This window comes from Streptomyces sp. ISL-36 (assembly GCF_018614205.1).
Taxonomy (GTDB): domain Bacteria; phylum Actinomycetota; class Actinomycetes; order Streptomycetales; family Streptomycetaceae; genus Streptomyces.
The window spans coordinates 1-17,931 of the sequence record NZ_JAGGOS010000039.1; the positions used below are offsets into that span (position 1 = coordinate 1).

Below are 17,931 nucleotides of genomic sequence, written 5' to 3' on the forward strand. Positions count from 1 at the left end.
GCCTCGCCCCGGGGGTCGCAGCCCGCCGGGACCGACGGGGGCCGACCCGCCGCCGACCCGGGGCGAGGGCTGCCCCGCCCCGGGGGCCACGGGGGCCGACGGGGGCACCGCCCCCGTCACCAGGAAGCTTTACGTACCCCCGGTAGGAACCCCGCGTGTGCCTGTTCCCGCAGCCGGACCCGTGAGATGCCGAACTTGCGCAGGTGGCCGCGCGGCCTGCCGTCCACCGCGTCCCGGTTGCGTACCCGCGTCGCGCTCGCGTCCCGGGGCTGGCGCCGCAGCTCCCGTACCGCCGCCTCCCGTTCGGCCTCCGGCGTGGACGGCCGGCGGATGATCTCCTTCAGCTCCGCCCGCCGGCGGGCGTACCGCTCCACCACGGTCTTCCGGCGCTCGTTGCGCGCGATCTTGCTCTTCTTCGCCATCAGACCTTCACCCCCCGCGCGCGGATCCGTGCCACAGCGGCCTCGATCCCGATCGTGTCGACGGTCTTGATCGCGCGGGCGCTCAGCGTCAGCCGGACGTGCCGCCCCTCGCTGGGCAGCCAGTAGCGCTTCTTCTGGATGTTCGGGTCGAAGCGCCGTGACGTACGGCGGTGGGAGTGCGAGATGCGGTTGCCGAATCCGGGCTGGGCGCCGGTCAGCTGGCAGTGGGCGGACAAGGGTGACCTACCTCTCCGAGCGATTATTGGTAATGGGAACCATGTTCATTTACTCTACACACCATGGCCCGCAACGAACTCCGCCCGATCATCAAGCTCCGGTCCACCGCCGGCACCGGCTACACCTACGTCACCCGCAAGAACCGCCGGAACGACCCCGACCGCCTCACCCTGCGCAAGTTCGACCCGGTCGCCGGCCGCCACGTCGACTTCCGAGAGGAGCGCTGAACACCCCATGCAGCACGGCATCCACCCGCCCTACGCCCCCGTCGTCTTCCGCGACAAGGCGGCCGACTTCGCCTTCCTGACCCGCTCCACGCTCACCAGCGACAGGACCGTGGAGTGGGAGGACGGCAACACCTACCCCGTCGTCGACGTCGAGATCTCCTCGGCGAGCCACCCCTTCTACACCGGCACCGCGCGCGTGCTCGACACCGCCGGCCGGGTGGAGCGCTTCGAGCGGCGTTACGGCCGCAGGGACGATCGGCGCGAGGCGCGCTGATGTCTCCCGGCCTCTCCGTCGCCGTCGTCGCAGGACTCCACTCCGACGCCCGCCGCGCCGCCGTGGACCGGCTCCTCGCCACCGTCCCGGGCAGCGTCGCGCTCCACCACGACCTCGCGACGGCCCCGGCGACCGGGACGGTCGCCCGGACCGTGCGCGACGCCACCGGTCTCCTCGCCACCGACGAGACCCCCCTCGTCAACGACTGCGCCTGCTGCGCCCTGCGCGAGGACCTGGTCCCGGAGCTGGAGCGGCTCGCCGACGCCGGACTCACCCGTCTCGCGGTGGTCGAACTGTGGGACTCGGTGGAGCCCAAGGCGATGGCCGAGGTCGTCGCCGCGGCCGGACTGCGGCTCACCGCCGTGATCACCGTCGTCGACCCGGCCCTCGTCCTGCCGTACCTCGGCAACGGCGACGACCTCGCCGACGCCGGGCTCGCGGCGGCCGCCACCGACCAGCGGACCGTCGCCGACACCTGGGCGCGCCAGCTGGAGTACGCCCCCGTCCTGGCCGTCCTCGTCAACCCCGACGCCGACGACGAGGACCGGGCCCTCCTCGCCCAGCTCCACCCCACTGCGCGGCGGATTCCCTTCGGGGACCGGGACGGCGGTACGGAACTGGCCGCCGCCGCGCTCGCCGGATTCGACGTCGAGGCCGCCGCGGCCGCCCAGCACCCCGCGTGCGCGCTGCTGCCGCAGGATGCGGACGCGAGCGGCGTCGCCACCTTCGTCTGGCACCACCACCGCCCCTTCCATCCCGAGCGCCTGTACGCTGCTCTGGAGGACCTGACCTGCGCCGCGGCCCGCAGTCGGGGGCGGTTCTGGCTCGCCGACAAGCCCGACACCCTGCTCGCCTGGGACGCGGCGGGCGGCGCCCTCTGTGTCGAGAGCGCCGGGCCCTGGCTGGCCTCGCTGCCCGACGCCGCCTGGGAGATGGTCCCGCCGGTACGGCGGGCGGCCGCCGCCCTCGACTGGCATCCCGAGCACGGCGACCGCTGTCAGCACCTCGTCTTCACCTCACCCGGCCTGGACCGCGAGGGTCTGGCCGAGGTCCTCGACTCCTGTCTGCTCACCGATGCCGAGTACGCGGCCGGACGTGACGCCTGGAAGCTGCTCCCGCCCGCCTTCGACTCCCTCCTGGAGGTCTGACCCGTGCCCCCCAAGCCCCCTCGCAAGCCCGCCAAGCCGCGCCCGAACCCGCTGGACCGGGACGGCATCACGTACATCGACTACAAGGACACCGATCTGCTGCGGAAGTTCATCTCCGACCGGGGGAAGATCCGCAGCCGTAGGGTGACGCGGGTGAGCGCGCAGCAGCAGCGGCAGATCGCCCTGGCGGTGAAGAACGCACGGGAGATGGCGCTCTTGCCCTACTCGTCGGTAGCCCGCTAGCACGCTGAGTCGTGTAGTCGCTACGCCACCCCGCGTGCACGTGCATCTGCTCATGCAGTGGCATATGAACACAGCTATGATCCGAGGAAGTTGACACCTGCACCAAGCGTCTCGGGGAGCTACCAGTGCATCATGCGCATCACGCGTACAACGGCATGGCGGCCACCGAACTTCGCGGTGTCGTCTGGCAGAAGAGCAGGCACAGCAACTCCCAGGGCTCTTGCGTCGAGTTCGCGAAGCTGCCCGGGGGGAACGTCGCCGTACGCAACTCGCGCCACCCGGAAGGGCCCGCGCTGGTCTACACGCCCGCCGAGATAGAGGCGCTGCTTCTCGGCGTGAAGGACGGGGAGTTCGACCACCTCGTCTGAAACGGACACACGCGAGCGAAGGGCCCCGGCGTCCACATCCGCCGGGGCCCTTCGCGTGTCCATGGGGGTGGGGGTGCTACTCCACGCCCAGCCGGAACAGCGCCCACACCACCTTGCCCTGGAGCGTCCCGGCCAGCGGATGCCAGCCCCAGCCGTCGCTGAAGGAGTCGACCAGGAACAGTCCGCGGCCCGATTCGGCCGCGCCGTCCTCCTCGCCCTTCCGCGTCTCCGGGCTCTTGTGGCTCGGGTCGCGCACCGCGCACACCAGACGGCCGGTCCAGCGCATCAGGTGCAGGCGGACCGGAGGGTTCTGGCCCTCCTCGCGGGACGTCTGCGGCGCGTCCGGCGGCAGAGCGTGCCGCAGGGCGTTGGTGACGAGCTCGGAGACGACCAGGGCGACGTCGTCGAAGCGTTCCGTGAGATCCCACCGCGTGAGCGTCGACTGCGTGAACTTCCGCGCGCCGCGCACCGCTTCGTAACGGGGTGGCAGGGCGCAGGAGGCGGAGGTGGAGACGGCCGCGGGATCGATCGGTGGAAGCCCCTGCCGTAACGGCTCGAGCATGGTCGATCCATTCGTCCCCATGCGAGGCACTCCCGGGAATCGCGACTGTGGTGCGACAACACGAACGAGTACGCAGCTGCGCGGGGTCCATGGTTCCGAATGCGACCACTGGATGCAAGGGCAGATGCACGTGCACGCGCCGGACCTGTCCATCGCCGCGCCGATTCTGTGCATATCTTCTACGGACCACTTTCGTCGTGATCGTGAACTCGCCCCGAACTTGCCCTCTTTCCGTAATCGAATGTGTACGCGCTGAAGCGTTTGGTGGCAGAATCCGGGGGCCACGGGGGCCCCGGAAGCGTGAAGGAGAGGCTGAAGCCGTGACCGCAGTCGAATCGAGCGGAGCGAGCGGGAGCGTGGTGCGGCGCATCCTGCTGGGTTCGCAGCTGAGGCGGTTGCGCGAATCGCGCGGCATCACCCGCGAGGCGGCCGGCTACTCGATCCGCGCGTCCGAATCCAAGATCAGCCGTATGGAGTTGGGAAGGGTGAGCTTCAAGGCCAGGGACGTCGAGGACCTGCTCACGCTCTACGGCGTCAGCGACGAGATGGAGCGCGGCTCGCTCCTCGGGCTCGCCCGCGAGGCCAACGTGGCCGGGTGGTGGCACAGCTTCGGCGACGTGCTGCCCGGCTGGTTCCAGACGTACATCGGCCTGGAGGGCGCCGCCTCCCTCATCCGTGTCTACGAAGTCCAGTTCGTCCACGGCCTGTTGCAGACCGAGGCGTACGCACACGCCGTCGTCAGCCGCGGCATGCCCGACGCCTCGCACGCCGAGATCGACCGCCGGGTCGCGCTGCGCCTGGAGCGCCAGAAGGTCCTCGTCTCCGAGAGCGCGCCGCAGTTCCACGCGGTGCTCGACGAGGCCGCGCTGCGCCGCCCCTACGGCGACCGCTCGGTGATGCGCGGCCAGTTGAGGCATCTCATCGAGATCTCCGAGCACGCGAACGTCACGCTCCAGGTCATGCCCTTCAGCTTCGGCGGGCACGCCGGCGAGAGCGGCGCGTTCACCATGCTGAGCTTCCCGGAGTCGGACCTCTCCGACGTCGTCTACCTGGAGCAGCTCACCAGCGCCCTCTACCTCGACAAGCGCGAGGAGGTCGGCCAGTACGCGCGCGTCATGGAGCGGCTGCGCGAGGACAGTCCCGATCCGGCCGAAAGTCGCGATCTCCTCCGGGGACTCATTCAACTCACCTGACTCATCAGTACGATGACGTGACATCAGTTCGCGCCTGTACCGACGTCCGCCACCGCGGGTTAAGGGGTCTCGTTCCATGTCCATGGCCTACTTCACCGACCTGGCCCACCAGTACATAGACGGCGAGTGGAAGCCCGGCAGTGGCTCGTGGGACATCGTCGACTTCAACCCGTACACCGGGGAGAAGCTCGCCTCGATCACCGTCGCCACCGCCGAAGAGGTCGATCGCGCCTACCGTGCCGCCGAGCGCGCCCAGGCCGCATGGGCCGAGACCAACCCGTACACCCGCCGGCTGGTCTTCGAGCGCGCCCTGAGGATCGTCGAGGAGCGCGAGAGGGAGATCGCCGACACGATCGTCGCCGAGCTCGGCGGTACGCGCCTGAAGGCGGCCTTCGAGCTCCACCTCGCCAAGGAGTTCCTGCGCGAGGCGGTCCAGCTGGCGCTGCGCCCCGAGGGCCGGATCCTGCCCTCCCCGGTCGACGGCAAGGAGAACCGCGTCTACCGCCTCCCGGTCGGCGTCGTCGGTGTCATCTCCCCCTTCAACTTCCCCTTCCTGCTGTCGATCAAGTCGGTCGCGCCCGCGCTCGCGCTGGGCAACGCGGTCGTCCTCAAGCCGCACCAGAACACCCCGATCTGCGGTGGCACGCTCGTCGCGAAGGTTCTGGAGGAGGCCGGTCTGCCGGCCGGTCTGCTGAACGTCGTCGTCACCGACATCGCCGAGATCGGCGACGCTCTGCTGACCCACCCGATCCCGAAGGTCATCTCCTTCACCGGCTCCGACAAGGTCGGCCGCCATGTCGCCACCGTCTGCGCGCAGAACTTCAAGCACGCCGTCCTCGAACTCGGCGGCAACAGCGCGCTGATCGTCCTCGACGACGCCGATGTCGACTACGCGGTGGACGCGGCCGTCTTCAGCCGCTTCGTGCACCAGGGGCAGGTCTGTATGGCCGCCAACCGCATCCTGGTGGACCGGACGCTGGAGGCGGAGTTCACCGAGAAGTTCGTCGCGAAGGTGAAGACCCTGCGCGTCGGCGACCCGGCCGACCCCGCCACCCACATCGGCCCGCTGATCAACTCCCAGCAGGCGGAGGCCGTCTCGGCGCTCGTCGAGCAGACGGTCGCGAGCGGTGCGACGGCGCTGCTGCACGGTTCGGCGGACGGCAACGTCGTCTCCCCGTCGGTCCTCGGCGGCCTCCCGGCCGACGCCCCCGTGCTCTCGCAGGAGATCTTCGGCCCGGTGGCCCTGATCGTCCCCTTCGACGGCGAGGAGGAGGCGGTGCGGATCGCCAACGACACGCCCTACGGGCTGAGCGGCGCCGTGCACACCGGCGACATCGAGCGGGGTGTACGGGTCGCGAAGCGGATCCACACCGGCATGATCCACATCAACGACGGCACGGTGCACGACGAGCCGATCGTGCCGTTCGGTGGCGAGAAGAACTCGGGCATCGGACGGCTGAACGGCGACTCGATGATCGACGCCTTCACCACCCAGAAGTGGATCTCGGTCCAGCACGGCCGGAGCCGTTTCCCGTTCTAGCCTGGCCCCAAGGCCCGGCCCCGGCCCTTGGCTCTTCCTTCAGGTCCTGTCCCTTCAGGACAGTAGCTGTCCTGAAGGGTCCGTAGCGTGAGGGGTGTCGGGAAGGAGACCTCCCCGGCACCCCTCACGTCGTTCACGAACGAAGGCACGAAAGGCGGACAACCATGGTTGCTCTTGTTCCCGCGGAGGCCCAGGGTGACGAGCGCGGAGCGTTCCTCAACTTCGTCGAGGCCCAGCGCGCCGCGATCCGTCGCGCCGCCCTCGGGCTGTCCGAGGAGCAGGCGGCGAGCCGTCCCAGCGCGAGCGAGCTCAGCCTGTCCGGCCTGATCAAGCACGTCGCCGAGATGGAGCTGAACTGGCTCCGGCTGGCCCAGCAGCGCCCGAACGAGAAGCGGCGGACCCGGGAGACCTGGGGCGACGCCTTCCGGCTCATGGACGGCGAGACCATTACGCAGATGCTCGACTTCTGGGACGGCGTGGCGAAGGAGACCGAGGAGCTGGTGCGGTCCGTGCCCAGCCTGGACGACACCTTCCCGCTGCCCGAGGCCCCCTGGTTCCCGAAGGACGGGCGGGTGTCGATGCGCTGGATGCTGCTCCACCTCGTCCAGGAGATGGGGCGGCACGCCGGACACGCGGACATCGTCCGGGAATCCCTGGACGGCAAGACCTCGTTCGAGCTGATCGCGATGGAGCAGGGGGACTGACCCTCGTACGCTCGCACTCCGGCCCCGGGGAACAGTGGAACAGCCGTTGGCGCCGCTGGCGATCTTGTCGTCAGCGGCGGCAGATGAACCGGCGGCTCACCGTCCAGCAGTCGCGGCACAAGCCCGCCCGCGACATCTGCCACGGCAAGCGCGGCCAGATCATGCAGGCATACCGGACAGGACAAGAAGACCAGCCCGGCGCGCTCGGCCTGGTCCTGAATGCCGCCGCGCTCCGGACAACCCGCTACCTCGACGCCGCCGTCGACCACCTTGCGGGCCCTGCCGCCCGAGGAGCGGGAGCATGACGTCCTGGACGAGGACGTGGCCCGGGTCTCCCCGCTGCGCCGTGTGGGCCGCAGGCAGGCAGCGGCGGGGCCCGAGGGCCCCGGCGGCGTGAAACTGCCGGGACGGTGTGTCAGACCATGGCGAGCCGGTCCACCAGCAGCTCCACCCTCGGCCCGGTGTCCTCCGGCGGCAGCCGTCCCGACCGGGTCAGGGTCGCCACCCCGTGCAGGGACGCCCAGAACACCTCGGTGAACAGCCCCGGGTCGACGCCGTCGCCGGCGACCTCTCCGAGGCTCTCCAGCAGCGCGGCGAAAGCGTCCTTGAGAGGTTCCGGGGTTTCCTCCTGTGCGTACGCCAGACCGCCGTCGAGCTGGAAGATGGCGTCGTAGACCGCCGGGTTGCGTGCCGCGAAGTCGAGGTAGGCGCGCGCGAGGGCGGCGACCCGCTCGCGCGGGCCGTCCGCGGCAGCGGTCGCCGCCCGCACCGCCGCGGCCATCTCTGTGGCGCCCTGGAGGGCGACGGCGCCGATGATCTCGCGCTTGCCGCGGAAATGGCTGTAGAGGACGGGCTGGCTGTACTCGATGCGCTCGGCGAGCCGGCGGGTGGTGACCGCGTCCCAGCCCTGCTGCTCGGCGAGTTCACGGGCCGTCGCCACGATGAGGCGCTCGCGCTCCGCCCGTTCGCGTTCCTTGCGTTCCTGTACCGACATGATTCGATCCTAGCACCGCTAGACAAGCGAGCGGCAGCAATACTAGCGTTGCCTCGTCAGCTAGCAGCGCTAGATTCGGAGAGGGTCATCATGCTCAACGCACTCGAGGTCGTCACCACCGTGATCGTCGGCGTGATGGTGGGGGTGGAGTTCTCCGTCGCCTTCGTCATCAACCCGATCCTCAACGCCCTCCCGGAGGACAGCGGCCAACTCGGCCACGCCCACGGGGGCCGGATGCTCGGCGCCGTGATGCCGGTCTGGTACATCGGCTCGCTCGTCCTCGTCGGCATCTGGGCCATCGCCGGACGGCACCACGACGGCGCCGGCCTCGTCGTCATCGCCGGCGCGCTTCTGATCCTCAGCGTCGTCATGTCGGTCCTGCTGCTCGTCCCGATCAACAACCGGAACAAGACGTGGACCCCGGAGAACCGGCCCGAGGACTGGAAGCAGCAGCTGAGCCGCTGGGAGCGCCTCCACTACGTCCGCGTCGCCGTCATCATCGCCGCCTTCGCCCTGCTGGTCACCGCCCTCACCTGAGCCCACGGGCTCACCCGCCCGGTCGTCAGCCGCAACCGCTCGGCCGTGCGGTGCCCCCGAAGTGCGGCACCGCCACCGCCCTCCACATCCAGGACCCGGACACCAACACCCTCGAACTCCGCTGGTACCCGCAGGACGCGGGCGCCAGCGCGAACCCGGCCGAGCGCGCCACGCCCCTGTCCGCCCGCCCCGTGCCGGTGGCGACATCTGGCAGGTCGTCGGCCGCCCTCGCTACGCCCGCCGTCTTGGCCCTGGTCGTGGGCATCCTGCTGGTGACGGGCCGCCGCCGGGCGCTGGGCTGGGTCCTGCAGCGTCTCCAGGACCAGGTCCTCCACCCCACGGAGACCGAGTAGCCGGCAAGATCAATCCCTTAGCGCCAACCGCTGTTCCATTGTTCCCCGGGGCTGCACCCCACCCGTACCCTAGTCAAAATTGACTAGGGTAGGAGGTGTTCGGGATGTCGGCGATCCGGCTGCTCGTTCTCGGCGCGGTACGTCAGCACGGGCGCGCCCACGGCTACCAGGTGCGCAACGACCTGGAGTACTGGGGCGCGCACGAATGGTCCAACGCCAAGCCGGGTTCGATCTACCACGCGCTCAAGCAGATGGCCAAGCAGGGCCTGCTGCACGCGTACGAGATCGCGCCGAGCACGGCCGGCGGGCCGCCCCGGACCGAGTACGAGGTCACGGACAAGGGCACCGAGGAGTACTTCGCGCTGCTGCGCGAGGCGCTGACCACCTACGACCAGAAGATGGACGTCCTCTCGGCGGGTATCGGCTTCATCGTCGACCTGCCCCGGGCGGAGGTCGTGGAGCTGCTGCGCAGGCGGGTGCGGGCGCTCGACGAGTGGCGCGCGGCCGTCACCGAGTACTACACCCCCGAGGGCGGCCCGCAGCAGCTCGGGCACATCGGCGAGATCATGCACCTCTGGGTGCACTCGGCCGACGCCGGCAAGGAGTGGACGCTCGGCCTGATCGAGCGGATCGAGGCGGGGGCGTACTCCTTCGCGGGCGAGGGCGGGGAGCCGTTCGTGGGGGTCCTCGCCGAGGGGCAGGAGAACCCGTTCGCGACGGGTGACGGTCGCGACGGAGAAGACAACTAATCAAGTTTGACCAATGAGCGCGCCGGGCGTACCTTCGCTCCGGTGGTCAAATTTGACTACTGAGCGGTTCGGCTGGAGGAGACGGATGACTTCTGAAGCGATCGTCGTGGAAGGCGCGCACAAACGGTACGGGGACAAGAAGGCGCTCGACGGCCTCGACCTGGTCGTCGGCGCCGGCACGGTGCACGGCGTGCTCGGGCCCAACGGAGCCGGCAAGACGACGACCGTACGGATCCTGGCCACCCTGCTGCGGCACGACGAGGGGCGGGTGCGGGTGGCCGGCTTCGACGTGCGCACCCAGGCGGACCGGGTACGGCGGCGGATCGGGCTCCTCGGGCAGCACGCCGCCGTCGACGAGGAGCTCGGCGGCCGGCAGAACCTGGAGATGTTCGGGCGGCTCCACCACCTCGGCGCCCGGCGGGCCGGCGCGCGGGCGGACGAGCTCCTGGAACGGTTCGGCCTCGCCGACACCGGACGCAAACCCGTCAAGCAGTACAGCGGCGGCATGCGCCGCCGCCTCGACCTCGCGGCCTCGCTGATCACCGAGCCCGCCGTGCTCTTCCTCGACGAGCCGACGACCGGGCTCGACCCGCGCGGCCGGGGCGAGGTGTGGGAGTCGGTCCGCTCCCTGGTCGGCGGGGGCACGACCGTCCTGCTGACCACGCAGTATCTGGAAGAGGCCGACCAGCTCGCCGACCGGATCTCGGTCGTCGACCGCGGCCGGGTCGTCGCCGACGGCACCGCCGACGAGCTGAAGGCGAGGGTCGGCGGCGACCGCATCGACATCGTGCTGCGCGACGCGGGCCGACTGGACGAGGCGGCGAAGCTGCTGCCCGGGGGCGACGTGAGCGTCGACCGCGACCGGCGGCGGATCAGCGCGCCCGTGACGGACCGGATGGCCGCCCTCGCGGAGACCGTACGGGCCCTGGAAACGGCCGGGATCGAGGCGGAGGACCTCGCGCTGCGGCGGCCGACCCTGGACGAGGTCTTCCTCCACCTCACCGAGGCACGCGACCACGCGACGGAGGCGGCAGCATGAGCACGGCGTACGTGATGAGCGACTGCTGGACGATGACCCGGCGGGAACTGGCGCACTGGGCCCGGCAACCGGTCCAGGTGGTGGTCGGCCTGGTCTTCCCGATCATGATGCTGCTGATGTTCGGCTACCTCGTCGGCGGCGGGCGGGGGATCGAGGGCGAGTACGTCGACTTCCTCGTGCCCGGCATGCTCACCCTCACGATGGTCTTCGGCCTCGAAGGGACGATGACGGCCGTCACCCAGGACCTCAACAAGGGGGTCATCGACCGCTTCCGCTCGATGCCGATGGTCGACGGGGCGGTCCTCGTGGGCCGTTCGGCCGCCGACATGCTCCAGTCCGCGGCCGGACTGATGCTCATGATCGGGGTGGGGTACGCGATCGGCTGGCGGACCGACGGCGGCTTCGCGGCCTTCCTCGGGGCGGTGGGACTGCTGCTCCTGCTGCGCTTCGCGATGCTGTGGATCGGGATCTTCCTGGCGCTGGTCGCGGGCCGCGCGGAGCTGGTCCAGGCCGTGCAGATCCTGGTGTGGCCGATCGGATTCCTCTCCAACGCCTTCGCCTCGCCCGGATCCATGCCCGGCTGGCTCGGCACGGTCGTGGAGTGGAACCCGATGTCCGCCACCGCAACGGCGGTCCGTGACCTCTTCGGCAACCCGGGCGGGGAACCGGGGCATGTGATGGCGGCGGTGATCTGGCCGCTGATGCTGCTCGCGGTCTTCTTCCCACTCGCGGTGCGGAAGTTCAGGCGGCTGAGCGTCTAGCGGAGACACCCCCTGGGACACGCGTGTGGGAACCCATCGGCCGCGAGCGGTGTAACAGAGGCAGACGGTTCACCGCGGACCGGCCGGAGGGGACAGGGGGACGGGCGATGCGCAGGCTCATGGGAGCGGTCGGCGCCGTCGTGGCGCTGGTGCTGGTGCTGGTGTTGACGGCTTGTACGGATACGGGGGCGGGCGCGGGCGCGGGGGCGGGCCGGGCCCCCGGGCGGGGCGGGGGCCAGGATTCCGAGCGGGGTTCGACGGGGCCGGCGGTCCCGGGGGCTACGGCTTCCGGGCGGACCGGGGCGCCGGCCGCCGCGCCGCCGCGGATACCGTCCGGGGCGGAGCTCCCCGGCTGGTCGCACAGCCCGGGATTCGCCTCCGACGGCAGCGGGTTCGCCCTGCTGGCCTCCTGCGTGGAGGACGAGAAGGTCCCCGTCAACGGCTTCTGCCGGCAGCATGTGGCGGTCCTCGACCGGGGCGCGAAGGAGTGGGCGCTGCGCAGGTCGCCGCTGCCGGAGGCGCGGGGGACGGACGGCATTTCCTCGGCCCTGTGGGTGCTGGGGCCGGGGCGGGCCCTGATCGAGGAGGGCGGCACCGCGCCGGAGACGTCCAGGACCTGGTTCACCCGCGACGGCGGGCGGAGCTGGAAGGAGGGCGGACCGCGCACGGTCGGTACGGCCCCGGCGATACCGGCCGGGGCCGTGCTCACCACCGACTGCGCGCGGCCGTCCGGGGCGCTGGGGGAGGAGTGCCGCCTGGAGCGGCTGGTCGTGGTCTCCCCGCAGGACGGGCAGCGCCGGGCACTGGCCCGGCAGCCGCTGCTCGGGGCGCATCCGCGGCCGGCCGCCGTGGCCGAGCCGGACGGTTCCTGGTGGGTCTCCGGCACCGACCCGGCCTCGGGGCGGGCGGCGGTCGCGGTCTCGCGGGACGCCGGCCGCAGCTGGTCGGTGAGCCGCCTGCCGAGCCCGTCCACCGCACCCAACTGGCACACCTCGGTCGCGGTCGGCCCCGACGCCGTCTACGCCGCGGAGATGGGGGAGTTGAAGGAGGGCGAGCCCGTGAAGAACCCGATGCGGGCCCTGCACCGCTCGGTGGACGGGGGCCGCACCTGGGAGCGGGTGTGGACGACGGGGCCGATGGTGGAGCCCCGCACGCTCCTGGGGATGCCCGCGCCGGGCCCCGGCGGGCGGGTGCTGATCGGAGCCGAGGACCGGGAGTACGTCAGCGTCGACGGCGGGCGCGGCTTCCGCCCCTCGGGCAGGGCTGCCGGCCATACCCGGCGCACCCCGCTCGGGCTGCTCCGGCAGGGCGACGGCTGCTCGTACGGCATATCGGCCGACGGGGTGCGCTGGGCGGAGTTCCGTCTGGCCTGCGAGGACGAGAACTCCTGACCGTCGACGGCCGCGCTCAGTGGTGGAAGGAGGTGGCGGCCTGCTTGTCGCGGCTGAAGGGGCGGGGCTGGCTGCGAAGTTCGGGAAGGAGCCGGTTCAGATCCTCCACGAACAGCTCGGCGAGGTCGGCCGACAAGCCGTTGCGGCAGACCACCCGCAGCACGGAGAGATCCTGCCGGTTGGCCGGGAAGGTGTAGGCCGGGACGAGCCAGCCGTGTTCTCGCAGGCGCCGGGAGACGTCGAAGACGTCGAAGGCGGTGACCTCGGGGGCGGTGGTGAAGGCGAAGACGGGCAGTTGGTCGCCGCGGGTGAGAAGGCGGAAGTCGCCCATGGCCTCGATCCGTTCGGCGAGTCCCCGGGCGATGTCCCGGGTGGTCTGCTGGACCGCCCGGTAGCCCTCCCTGCCGAGCCGCAGGAACGTGTAGTACTGCGCGACGACCTGTGCGCCGGGCCGGGAGAAGTTGAGCGCGAAGGTGGGCATGTCGCCGCCCAGGTAGTTCACCCGGAAGACGAGTTCCTCGGGCAGTTCGGCGGGCGAGCGCCACAGCGCCCAGCCGACGCCCGGGTAGACCAGGCCGTACTTGTGACCGGAGGTGTTGATCGAGGAGACCCGGGGGAGCCGGAAGTCCCAGACCAGGTGCTCGTCCAGGAAGGGGGCGACCATCGCGCCGGAGGCGCCGTCCACGTGGACGGGGACGTCGAGGCCGGTCCGTTCCTGGAGGGCGTCGAGGGCGGCGCAGATCTCGGCGACGGGTTCGTAGGAGCCGTCGAAGGTCGAGCCGAGCACGGCGACGACGCCGATGGTGTTCTCGTCGCAGAGTTCCGCGGCGGCCTGCGGGTCCAGATGGAAGCGGTCGCCCTCCATGGGGACGAGCCGCGGTTCCACCTCCCAGAAGGTGCAGAACTTCTCCCAGCAGACCTGGACGTTGATGCCCATCACCAGATTGGGCCGGGCGCTTCCCGGATAGCGGTCGGCGTTCCTCCTGGCCCAGCGGCGCTTGAGGGCCATGCCGGCGAGCATGCACGCCTCGCTGGAACCGGTGGTGGAGCAGCCGACGGCGGCCGAGGCGTCCGGGGCGTTCCAGAGGTGGGCGAGCATGGCCACGCAGCGCCGCTCCAGTTCGGCGGTGCGGGGGTACTCATCCTTGTCGATCATGTTCTTGTCGCGGCACTCCGCCATGAGGACACCGGCCTGGGGCTCCATCCAGGTGGTGACGAAGGTGGCGAGGTTGAGCCGGGAGTTGCCGTCGAGCATCAGCTCGTCATGGACCACTTGATAGGCGCTCATGGGCGGCAGCGGGCCGTCGGGGAGGCGGTGGCGCGGGGGCGCGTCGGTCATGCCGCCGACCGGGTTGGCCTCGCCGTAGAAAGGATTGAGGGCCAGACGGCGGTCGGGCTCGGACTCGGGCTCGTCGGGACCCTTGTGCAGCGGCACGGGGAGCTCCTTGAGGGGAGGGGGGCACGGCGTGTTCGCACGGCCGGGGGGCGTCGAGGACGGGCGGCGGGGAGCAGGACACCCCCATGCGACGCCCTCAGGTCCGTGGAGCGATCACCGCCGCCGTGCCGTAGGCGCAGACCTCCGTCCCCACGTCCGCCGCCTCCGTCACGTCGAAGCGGAACATCAGCACCGCGTTCGCGCCCCGCGCCCGCGCCTGCTCCACCAGCCGCTCCATCGCCTGGTTGCGGGTCTCCACCAGGGTCTTCGTCAGACCCTTCAGCTCCCCGCCGATCATCGACTTCAGACCGGCACCGATCTGGCTGCCCAGATGCCGGGAGCGCACGGTCAGCCCGAAGACCTCGCCGATCACCTGCCGGACCTCGTACCCGGGGATGTCGTTCGTCGTGACGACCAGCACATCGGACTGCGGCCCCTGACCGCCTCCGTACTCCTCGATGCCCATCCGCATCCACCTCCTGGCCCCCAGCCTCGGACCGCCGGCCCGCCGCCGCATCCCGGAAGGGGCCGGCGGGAGGCCGGGGGACCCCGTGGAACCCGGAGCCGTAAGAATGCGTTGATACTTTGGGGCAGCCGTCCCCCGCCCCCACCGACCGCAGGAGCCCGGAACCCGTGAATACGCTTGCCCTCGGACCGAGCTGGCTGGACCCGGACTATCTGATTCAGACCTTCGGCCTGATCGGTGTCCTCGTCATCGTCTTCGCCGAGTCCGGCCTGCTCATCGGGTTCTTCCTGCCCGGTGACTCGCTGCTCTTCACCACCGGCCTGCTGGTCACCACCGGCAAGCTGGACACCCCGCTCTGGCTCGTCTGCACCCTGGTGGTGCTCGCCGCGATCATCGGCGACCAGGTCGGCTACCTCTTCGGCCGCAAGGTCGGCCCGGCCCTCTTCAAGCGCCCCGACTCCAAGCTCTTCAAGCAGGAGAACGTGGAGAAGGCGCACGAGTTCTTCGAGAAGCACGGACCGAAGTCCCTGATCCTGGCCCGTTTCGTGCCGATCGTGCGGACGTTCACGCCGATCATCGCCGGTGTCAGCCGGATGAACTACCGCTCGTTCATCACCTTCAACATCATCGGCGGCCTCCTGTGGGGCGCGGGCGTGACCCTGCTCGGCGCCTCTCTCGGCAAGATCGAATTCGTGCACCAGCACATCGAGGCGATCCTCATCCTCATCGTGCTGATCTCGGTGGTCCCGATCGTGATCGAGTACCTCCGCGCCCGCTCCCAGTCCAAGAAGGCCGCCCGCACCGAGGGCGCCCCCCAGGACACCTCCGCGGAGCGCGGCCGCCACGCCAAGCGGTAGCCCGCGGTCCGCGCCCCCCGCGGCCGTTCTCGCCCCGCGGCAGTTCTCACCCCGCGGTAGCCCCCGCCCGGCGGTCGTTCTTCCGAGGCCTCAGAAGCCCCTGGTCCGCTTCGCCGCGCGCCGCGCCGCCGCCGCGCCCGGGGCCTGCATGAAGAGGCGGGCCAGCTCGCCACCGAGGTTCACACCGATCGCGATCGCCAGGGCCAGGGCCGCCGCCTTCGCCAAGGAGGCGAAGCCCTCGTCCAGGTTGTTCTGGGCGATCGCGAGCACCCCGAAGTAGGTCGCCGAACCCGGCAGCAGCGGCCCGATCGCCGCCGTCACGTACGGCAGCGACGACGTGTGGTGGTAGCGGGCGATCAACTGCCCGAACAGACCCACCAGGCCCGCCGCCACCGCCGTCGCCATGACCGCCGACGCACCCGCCGTCACCGCGATCGACGCGTAGATCACCCACGCCACCCCGCCGTTCAGCGTCGCGAACAGCACCGTGTCCCGCGACTGCTGCAACAGGATCGCGAAGGTCGCGCACAGCACCATCGACGCCAGGATCTGCACCACCGGCCGCTCGACCGGATTGAGCACACCCTCCGGATTGAGCTCCGCGTCGAACTGCACCGCCACGTACAGCACCGACAGCACGCCCACCACGATCGCCACGAAGAAGTACCCGACCTCCAGGAGCCGGGCCGAGGCCGTGATGTAGAAACCGGTCAGACCGTCCTGAACGGCCGCGACCAGCGCCCGCCCCGGGATCAGCGCGAACAGACCACCCGTGATCACCGCCGACGGCCGCAGATCCGCGTGCAGCACCGTCAGCAGCACGCCCATCGCGGCCGGCGGCATCGCCGCCACCAGGAACTGGTAGAACTCCGGCAGCCCACGCCCCGCGCACAGCCACGCCAGCCGGTCCCCCAGCACCGCGCCGAGCGCCGCCACGAAGAAGACCGTCGCCCCGCCGCCCAGCAGCACCGAGGCCGCGCCCGCCAGCACCCCCGCCGCCGACGTCAGCACCCAGCCCGGATACGGGTGCCGGTTGCGCCGGATCTCCGCGAGCCGCCGGTACGCCTCCTCCGGCGTGACGTCATGCTCCTCCGCGTTGATGTCCGCGAGCAGCTGGTAGACCGCCGCCAACCGGGTGTAGTCCGTCCCCCGCCGCCGTACCGTCCGGTTCGCCGTGACCGGATCGTCCACCAGCGACGGCTGGTACGTGATCGACAGCAGCGTGAAGGTGACCGTCGGCTCGCACCGGTCCAGACCGTACGAACGGCAGATCGCGAACATCGCCGCCTCGACGTCCTCCGCGCCCTCCCCACCCGCCAGCAGCAGCTCGCCGATACGCAGCGTCAGGTCGAGCACACGCCCCACGGCGGGGCCCGTCTCGTCCTCCTTGCGCGGCGCCTCCGGCACCGGCCGGTCCCCGACCGGCAGCCGCAACATGGTCCGCATCCGGTCCTGCCACGGAGCGTCCTTCGACAGCTTCACCAGCGGAATGCCATGGGCAGGAGTGAAAGCCGCAGGGGCGTGCCGGGCGGAGTACGTCGAAGGCGGCGCGAAAGCCGAGCCCTCCTGGTCGTTCACAGGCTCCGTGGCAAGCCCCTCGGGAACAGCGAACTCCGAGGTCGGATGCTCCTCCTCCGGCACCACCGGCTGCTCGACCCCAGCCGGCGGAGTGAACGCGCTGCGCGCCTCGTCCGACTGCGGTTTCCGGTCCTCCGGGCCGTCCGGCTCCGCGACCACTATGTTCGTCCTCACTCCCATTCGCCCCGTCTGCCCAGTATGGACATGGGCATACGGCACCACGCGAGACGGGCGGCGCACCCACAAGAGGTGCACCGCCCGTCACGACGTCAGAACAGCCCCACTCAGTGGGCGCCGCCCTGCGCCTCGAGACGCTTGTAGGAAGCCTCGATCTCGGCCTCGGCCTCGGCGCGGCCGACCCAGTTGGCGCCCTCGACCGACTTGCCCGGCTCCAGGTCCTTGTAGACCTCGAAGAAGTGCTGGATCTCCAGACGGTCGAACTCCGACACGTGGTGGATGTCGCGCAGGTGCTCGACGCGCGGGTCCGAGGCGGGGACGCACAGCAGCTTGTCGTCGCCGCCTGCCTCGTCCGTCATACGGAACATGCCGATGGCGCGGCACTTGATCAGGCAGCCGGGGAACGTCGGCTCGTCCAGGATGACCAGCGCGTCCAGCGGGTCGCCGTCCTCGCCGAGGGTGTTCTCGACGAAGCCGTAGTCGGCCGGGTAGCTGGTCGAGGTGAAGAGGCGGCGGTCCAGGCGGATGCGACCGGTCTCGTGGTCGACCTCGTACTTGTTCCGCGACCCCTTCGGGATCTCGATGGTGACGTCGAACTCCACGGGTGGCTCCTCCTGAATCAACACATGTGAATGCCTGCGGCAACGCGCAGTGATTAAGTGTCCCTCACGCCTGT

General features: G+C 70.7%; 23 protein-coding genes and 1 pseudogene. 16 read left to right on the forward strand and 8 right to left on the reverse strand.

From position 1 onward, the window contains the following. Positions 1–116: 116 nt before the first annotated feature. Positions 117–422: a 30S ribosomal protein S14 gene (gene rpsN, locus J7E93_RS09715; protein ID WP_215067452.1), complete on the reverse strand. Its 306-nt coding sequence runs from the start codon at positions 420–422 to the stop codon at positions 117–119. Next, the gene (gene rpmB / locus J7E93_RS09720; RefSeq protein ID WP_215067454.1) at positions 422–658 is read right to left on the reverse strand and encodes a 50S ribosomal protein L28; all 237 of its coding nucleotides are present in this window, start codon (positions 656–658) and stop codon (positions 422–424) included. The genes rpsN and rpmB overlap by 1 nt, the downstream gene beginning before the upstream one ends. A 63-nt stretch (positions 659–721) precedes the next feature. On the opposite strand from rpmB, the gene rpmG reads away from it, so the two are divergent. From rpmG to J7E93_RS09745, 5 genes are all read left to right on the forward strand, one after another. Further along, the gene (gene rpmG / locus J7E93_RS09725) at positions 722–886 is read left to right on the forward strand and encodes a 50S ribosomal protein L33 (RefSeq protein ID WP_215067456.1); all 165 of its coding nucleotides are present in this window, start codon (positions 722–724) and stop codon (positions 884–886) included. Between the two features lie 7 nt (positions 887–893). Continuing rightward, entirely contained in the window at positions 894–1,160 is a 267-nt protein-coding gene (locus J7E93_RS09730) for a type B 50S ribosomal protein L31 (RefSeq protein ID WP_215067458.1), read from the forward strand. Continuing rightward, entirely contained in the window at positions 1,160–2,308 is a 1,149-nt protein-coding gene (locus J7E93_RS09735; RefSeq protein WP_215067460.1) for a GTP-binding protein, read from the forward strand. Before J7E93_RS09730 ends, J7E93_RS09735 begins: the two co-directional genes overlap by 1 nt. 3 nt (positions 2,309–2,311) lie before the next feature. Beyond that, a complete protein-coding gene (gene rpsR, locus J7E93_RS09740; RefSeq protein ID WP_215067462.1) occupies positions 2,312–2,551 on the forward strand; it encodes a 30S ribosomal protein S18 in 240 nt (79 codons plus the stop codon). Positions 2,552–2,706: 155 nt separating this feature from the next. Beyond that, on the forward strand, positions 2,707–2,919 hold the full coding sequence (locus J7E93_RS09745) for a DUF397 domain-containing protein (RefSeq protein WP_173861569.1): 213 nt from the start codon (positions 2,707–2,709) through the stop codon (positions 2,917–2,919). Between the two features lie 76 nt (positions 2,920–2,995). Here J7E93_RS09745 and J7E93_RS09750 read toward each other — a convergent pair whose 3' ends face one another. Continuing rightward, complete coding sequence (locus J7E93_RS09750; RefSeq protein WP_215067464.1) at positions 2,996–3,502, reverse strand: ATP-binding protein; 507 nt, start codon at positions 3,500–3,502, stop codon at positions 2,996–2,998. 338 nt (positions 3,503–3,840) lie between these two features. Here J7E93_RS09750 and J7E93_RS09755 point away from each other — a divergent pair, with 338 nt between their 5' ends. From J7E93_RS09755 to J7E93_RS38305, 4 genes and pseudogenes are all read left to right on the forward strand, one after another. Then, on the forward strand, positions 3,841–4,674 hold the full coding sequence (locus J7E93_RS09755) for a helix-turn-helix transcriptional regulator (RefSeq protein ID WP_215067513.1): 834 nt from the start codon (positions 3,841–3,843) through the stop codon (positions 4,672–4,674). Between the two features lie 82 nt (positions 4,675–4,756). Continuing rightward, positions 4,757–6,214, forward strand: coding sequence for an aldehyde dehydrogenase family protein (locus J7E93_RS09760; protein ID WP_215067515.1), 1,458 nt, complete (start codon positions 4,757–4,759; stop codon positions 6,212–6,214). A gap of 164 nt (positions 6,215–6,378) precedes the next feature. Further along, on the forward strand, positions 6,379–6,918 hold the full coding sequence (locus J7E93_RS09765) for a DinB family protein (protein ID WP_215067466.1): 540 nt from the start codon (positions 6,379–6,381) through the stop codon (positions 6,916–6,918). Between the two features lie 113 nt (positions 6,919–7,031). Then, a pseudogene (locus J7E93_RS38305) lies at positions 7,032–7,152 on the forward strand (hypothetical protein); the annotation flags it as partial. Positions 7,153–7,333: 181 nt separating this feature from the next. Here the strand turns inward: J7E93_RS38305 and J7E93_RS09775 are convergent. Then, on the reverse strand, positions 7,334–7,912 hold the full coding sequence (locus J7E93_RS09775) for a TetR/AcrR family transcriptional regulator (RefSeq protein WP_215067469.1): 579 nt from the start codon (positions 7,910–7,912) through the stop codon (positions 7,334–7,336). 90 nt (positions 7,913–8,002) lie between these two features. On the opposite strand from J7E93_RS09775, the gene J7E93_RS09780 reads away from it, so the two are divergent. From J7E93_RS09780 to J7E93_RS09805, 6 genes are all read left to right on the forward strand, one after another. Next, a complete protein-coding gene (locus J7E93_RS09780; protein WP_215067471.1) occupies positions 8,003–8,449 on the forward strand; it encodes a DUF1772 domain-containing protein in 447 nt (148 codons plus the stop codon). Between the two features lie 50 nt (positions 8,450–8,499). Then, a complete protein-coding gene (locus J7E93_RS36910) occupies positions 8,500–8,802 on the forward strand; it encodes a hypothetical protein (RefSeq protein WP_251066311.1) in 303 nt (100 codons plus the stop codon). Positions 8,803–8,906: 104 nt separating this feature from the next. Continuing rightward, on the forward strand, positions 8,907–9,551 hold the full coding sequence (locus J7E93_RS09790) for a PadR family transcriptional regulator (protein WP_215067473.1): 645 nt from the start codon (positions 8,907–8,909) through the stop codon (positions 9,549–9,551). Positions 9,552–9,636: 85 nt separating this feature from the next. After that, a complete protein-coding gene (locus J7E93_RS09795) occupies positions 9,637–10,590 on the forward strand; it encodes an ATP-binding cassette domain-containing protein (RefSeq protein WP_215067475.1) in 954 nt (317 codons plus the stop codon). Further along, a complete protein-coding gene (locus J7E93_RS09800; protein ID WP_215067477.1) occupies positions 10,587–11,351 on the forward strand; it encodes an ABC transporter permease in 765 nt (254 codons plus the stop codon). Before J7E93_RS09795 ends, J7E93_RS09800 begins: the two co-directional genes overlap by 4 nt. A gap of 107 nt (positions 11,352–11,458) precedes the next feature. Continuing rightward, a complete protein-coding gene (locus tag J7E93_RS09805) occupies positions 11,459–12,742 on the forward strand; it encodes a sialidase family protein (RefSeq protein ID WP_251066312.1) in 1,284 nt (427 codons plus the stop codon). Between the two features lie 16 nt (positions 12,743–12,758). Here the strand turns inward: J7E93_RS09805 and J7E93_RS09810 are convergent, their stop codons facing one another. Both J7E93_RS09810 and J7E93_RS09815 read right to left on the reverse strand, forming a co-directional pair. Next, positions 12,759–14,177 carry a glutamate decarboxylase gene (locus tag J7E93_RS09810; protein ID WP_215067479.1) on the reverse strand — a complete coding sequence of 473 codons (1,419 nt, stop codon included), beginning with the start codon at positions 14,175–14,177 and terminating at the stop codon, positions 12,759–12,761. A 97-nt stretch (positions 14,178–14,274) separates the two neighbouring features. Continuing rightward, positions 14,275–14,643 (reverse strand): YbjQ family protein, encoded by a 369-nt coding sequence (locus tag J7E93_RS09815; protein WP_158988283.1) that lies wholly within the window; start codon positions 14,641–14,643, stop codon positions 14,275–14,277. Positions 14,644–14,810: 167 nt separating this feature from the next. Here J7E93_RS09815 and J7E93_RS09820 point away from each other — a divergent pair, with 167 nt between their 5' ends. Beyond that, on the forward strand, positions 14,811–15,500 hold the full coding sequence (locus tag J7E93_RS09820) for a DedA family protein (protein ID WP_215067481.1): 690 nt from the start codon (positions 14,811–14,813) through the stop codon (positions 15,498–15,500). Positions 15,501–15,590: 90 nt separating this feature from the next. Here the strand turns inward: J7E93_RS09820 and J7E93_RS09825 are convergent, their stop codons facing one another. Further along, complete coding sequence (locus J7E93_RS09825) at positions 15,591–17,237, reverse strand: threonine/serine exporter ThrE family protein (protein ID WP_215067519.1); 1,647 nt, start codon at positions 17,235–17,237, stop codon at positions 15,591–15,593. Between the two features lie 125 nt (positions 17,238–17,362). Continuing rightward, the gene (locus tag J7E93_RS09830; RefSeq protein WP_019888410.1) at positions 17,363–17,857 is read right to left on the reverse strand and encodes an inorganic diphosphatase; all 495 of its coding nucleotides are present in this window, start codon (positions 17,855–17,857) and stop codon (positions 17,363–17,365) included. Between the last annotated feature and the right edge of the window lie 74 nt (positions 17,858–17,931).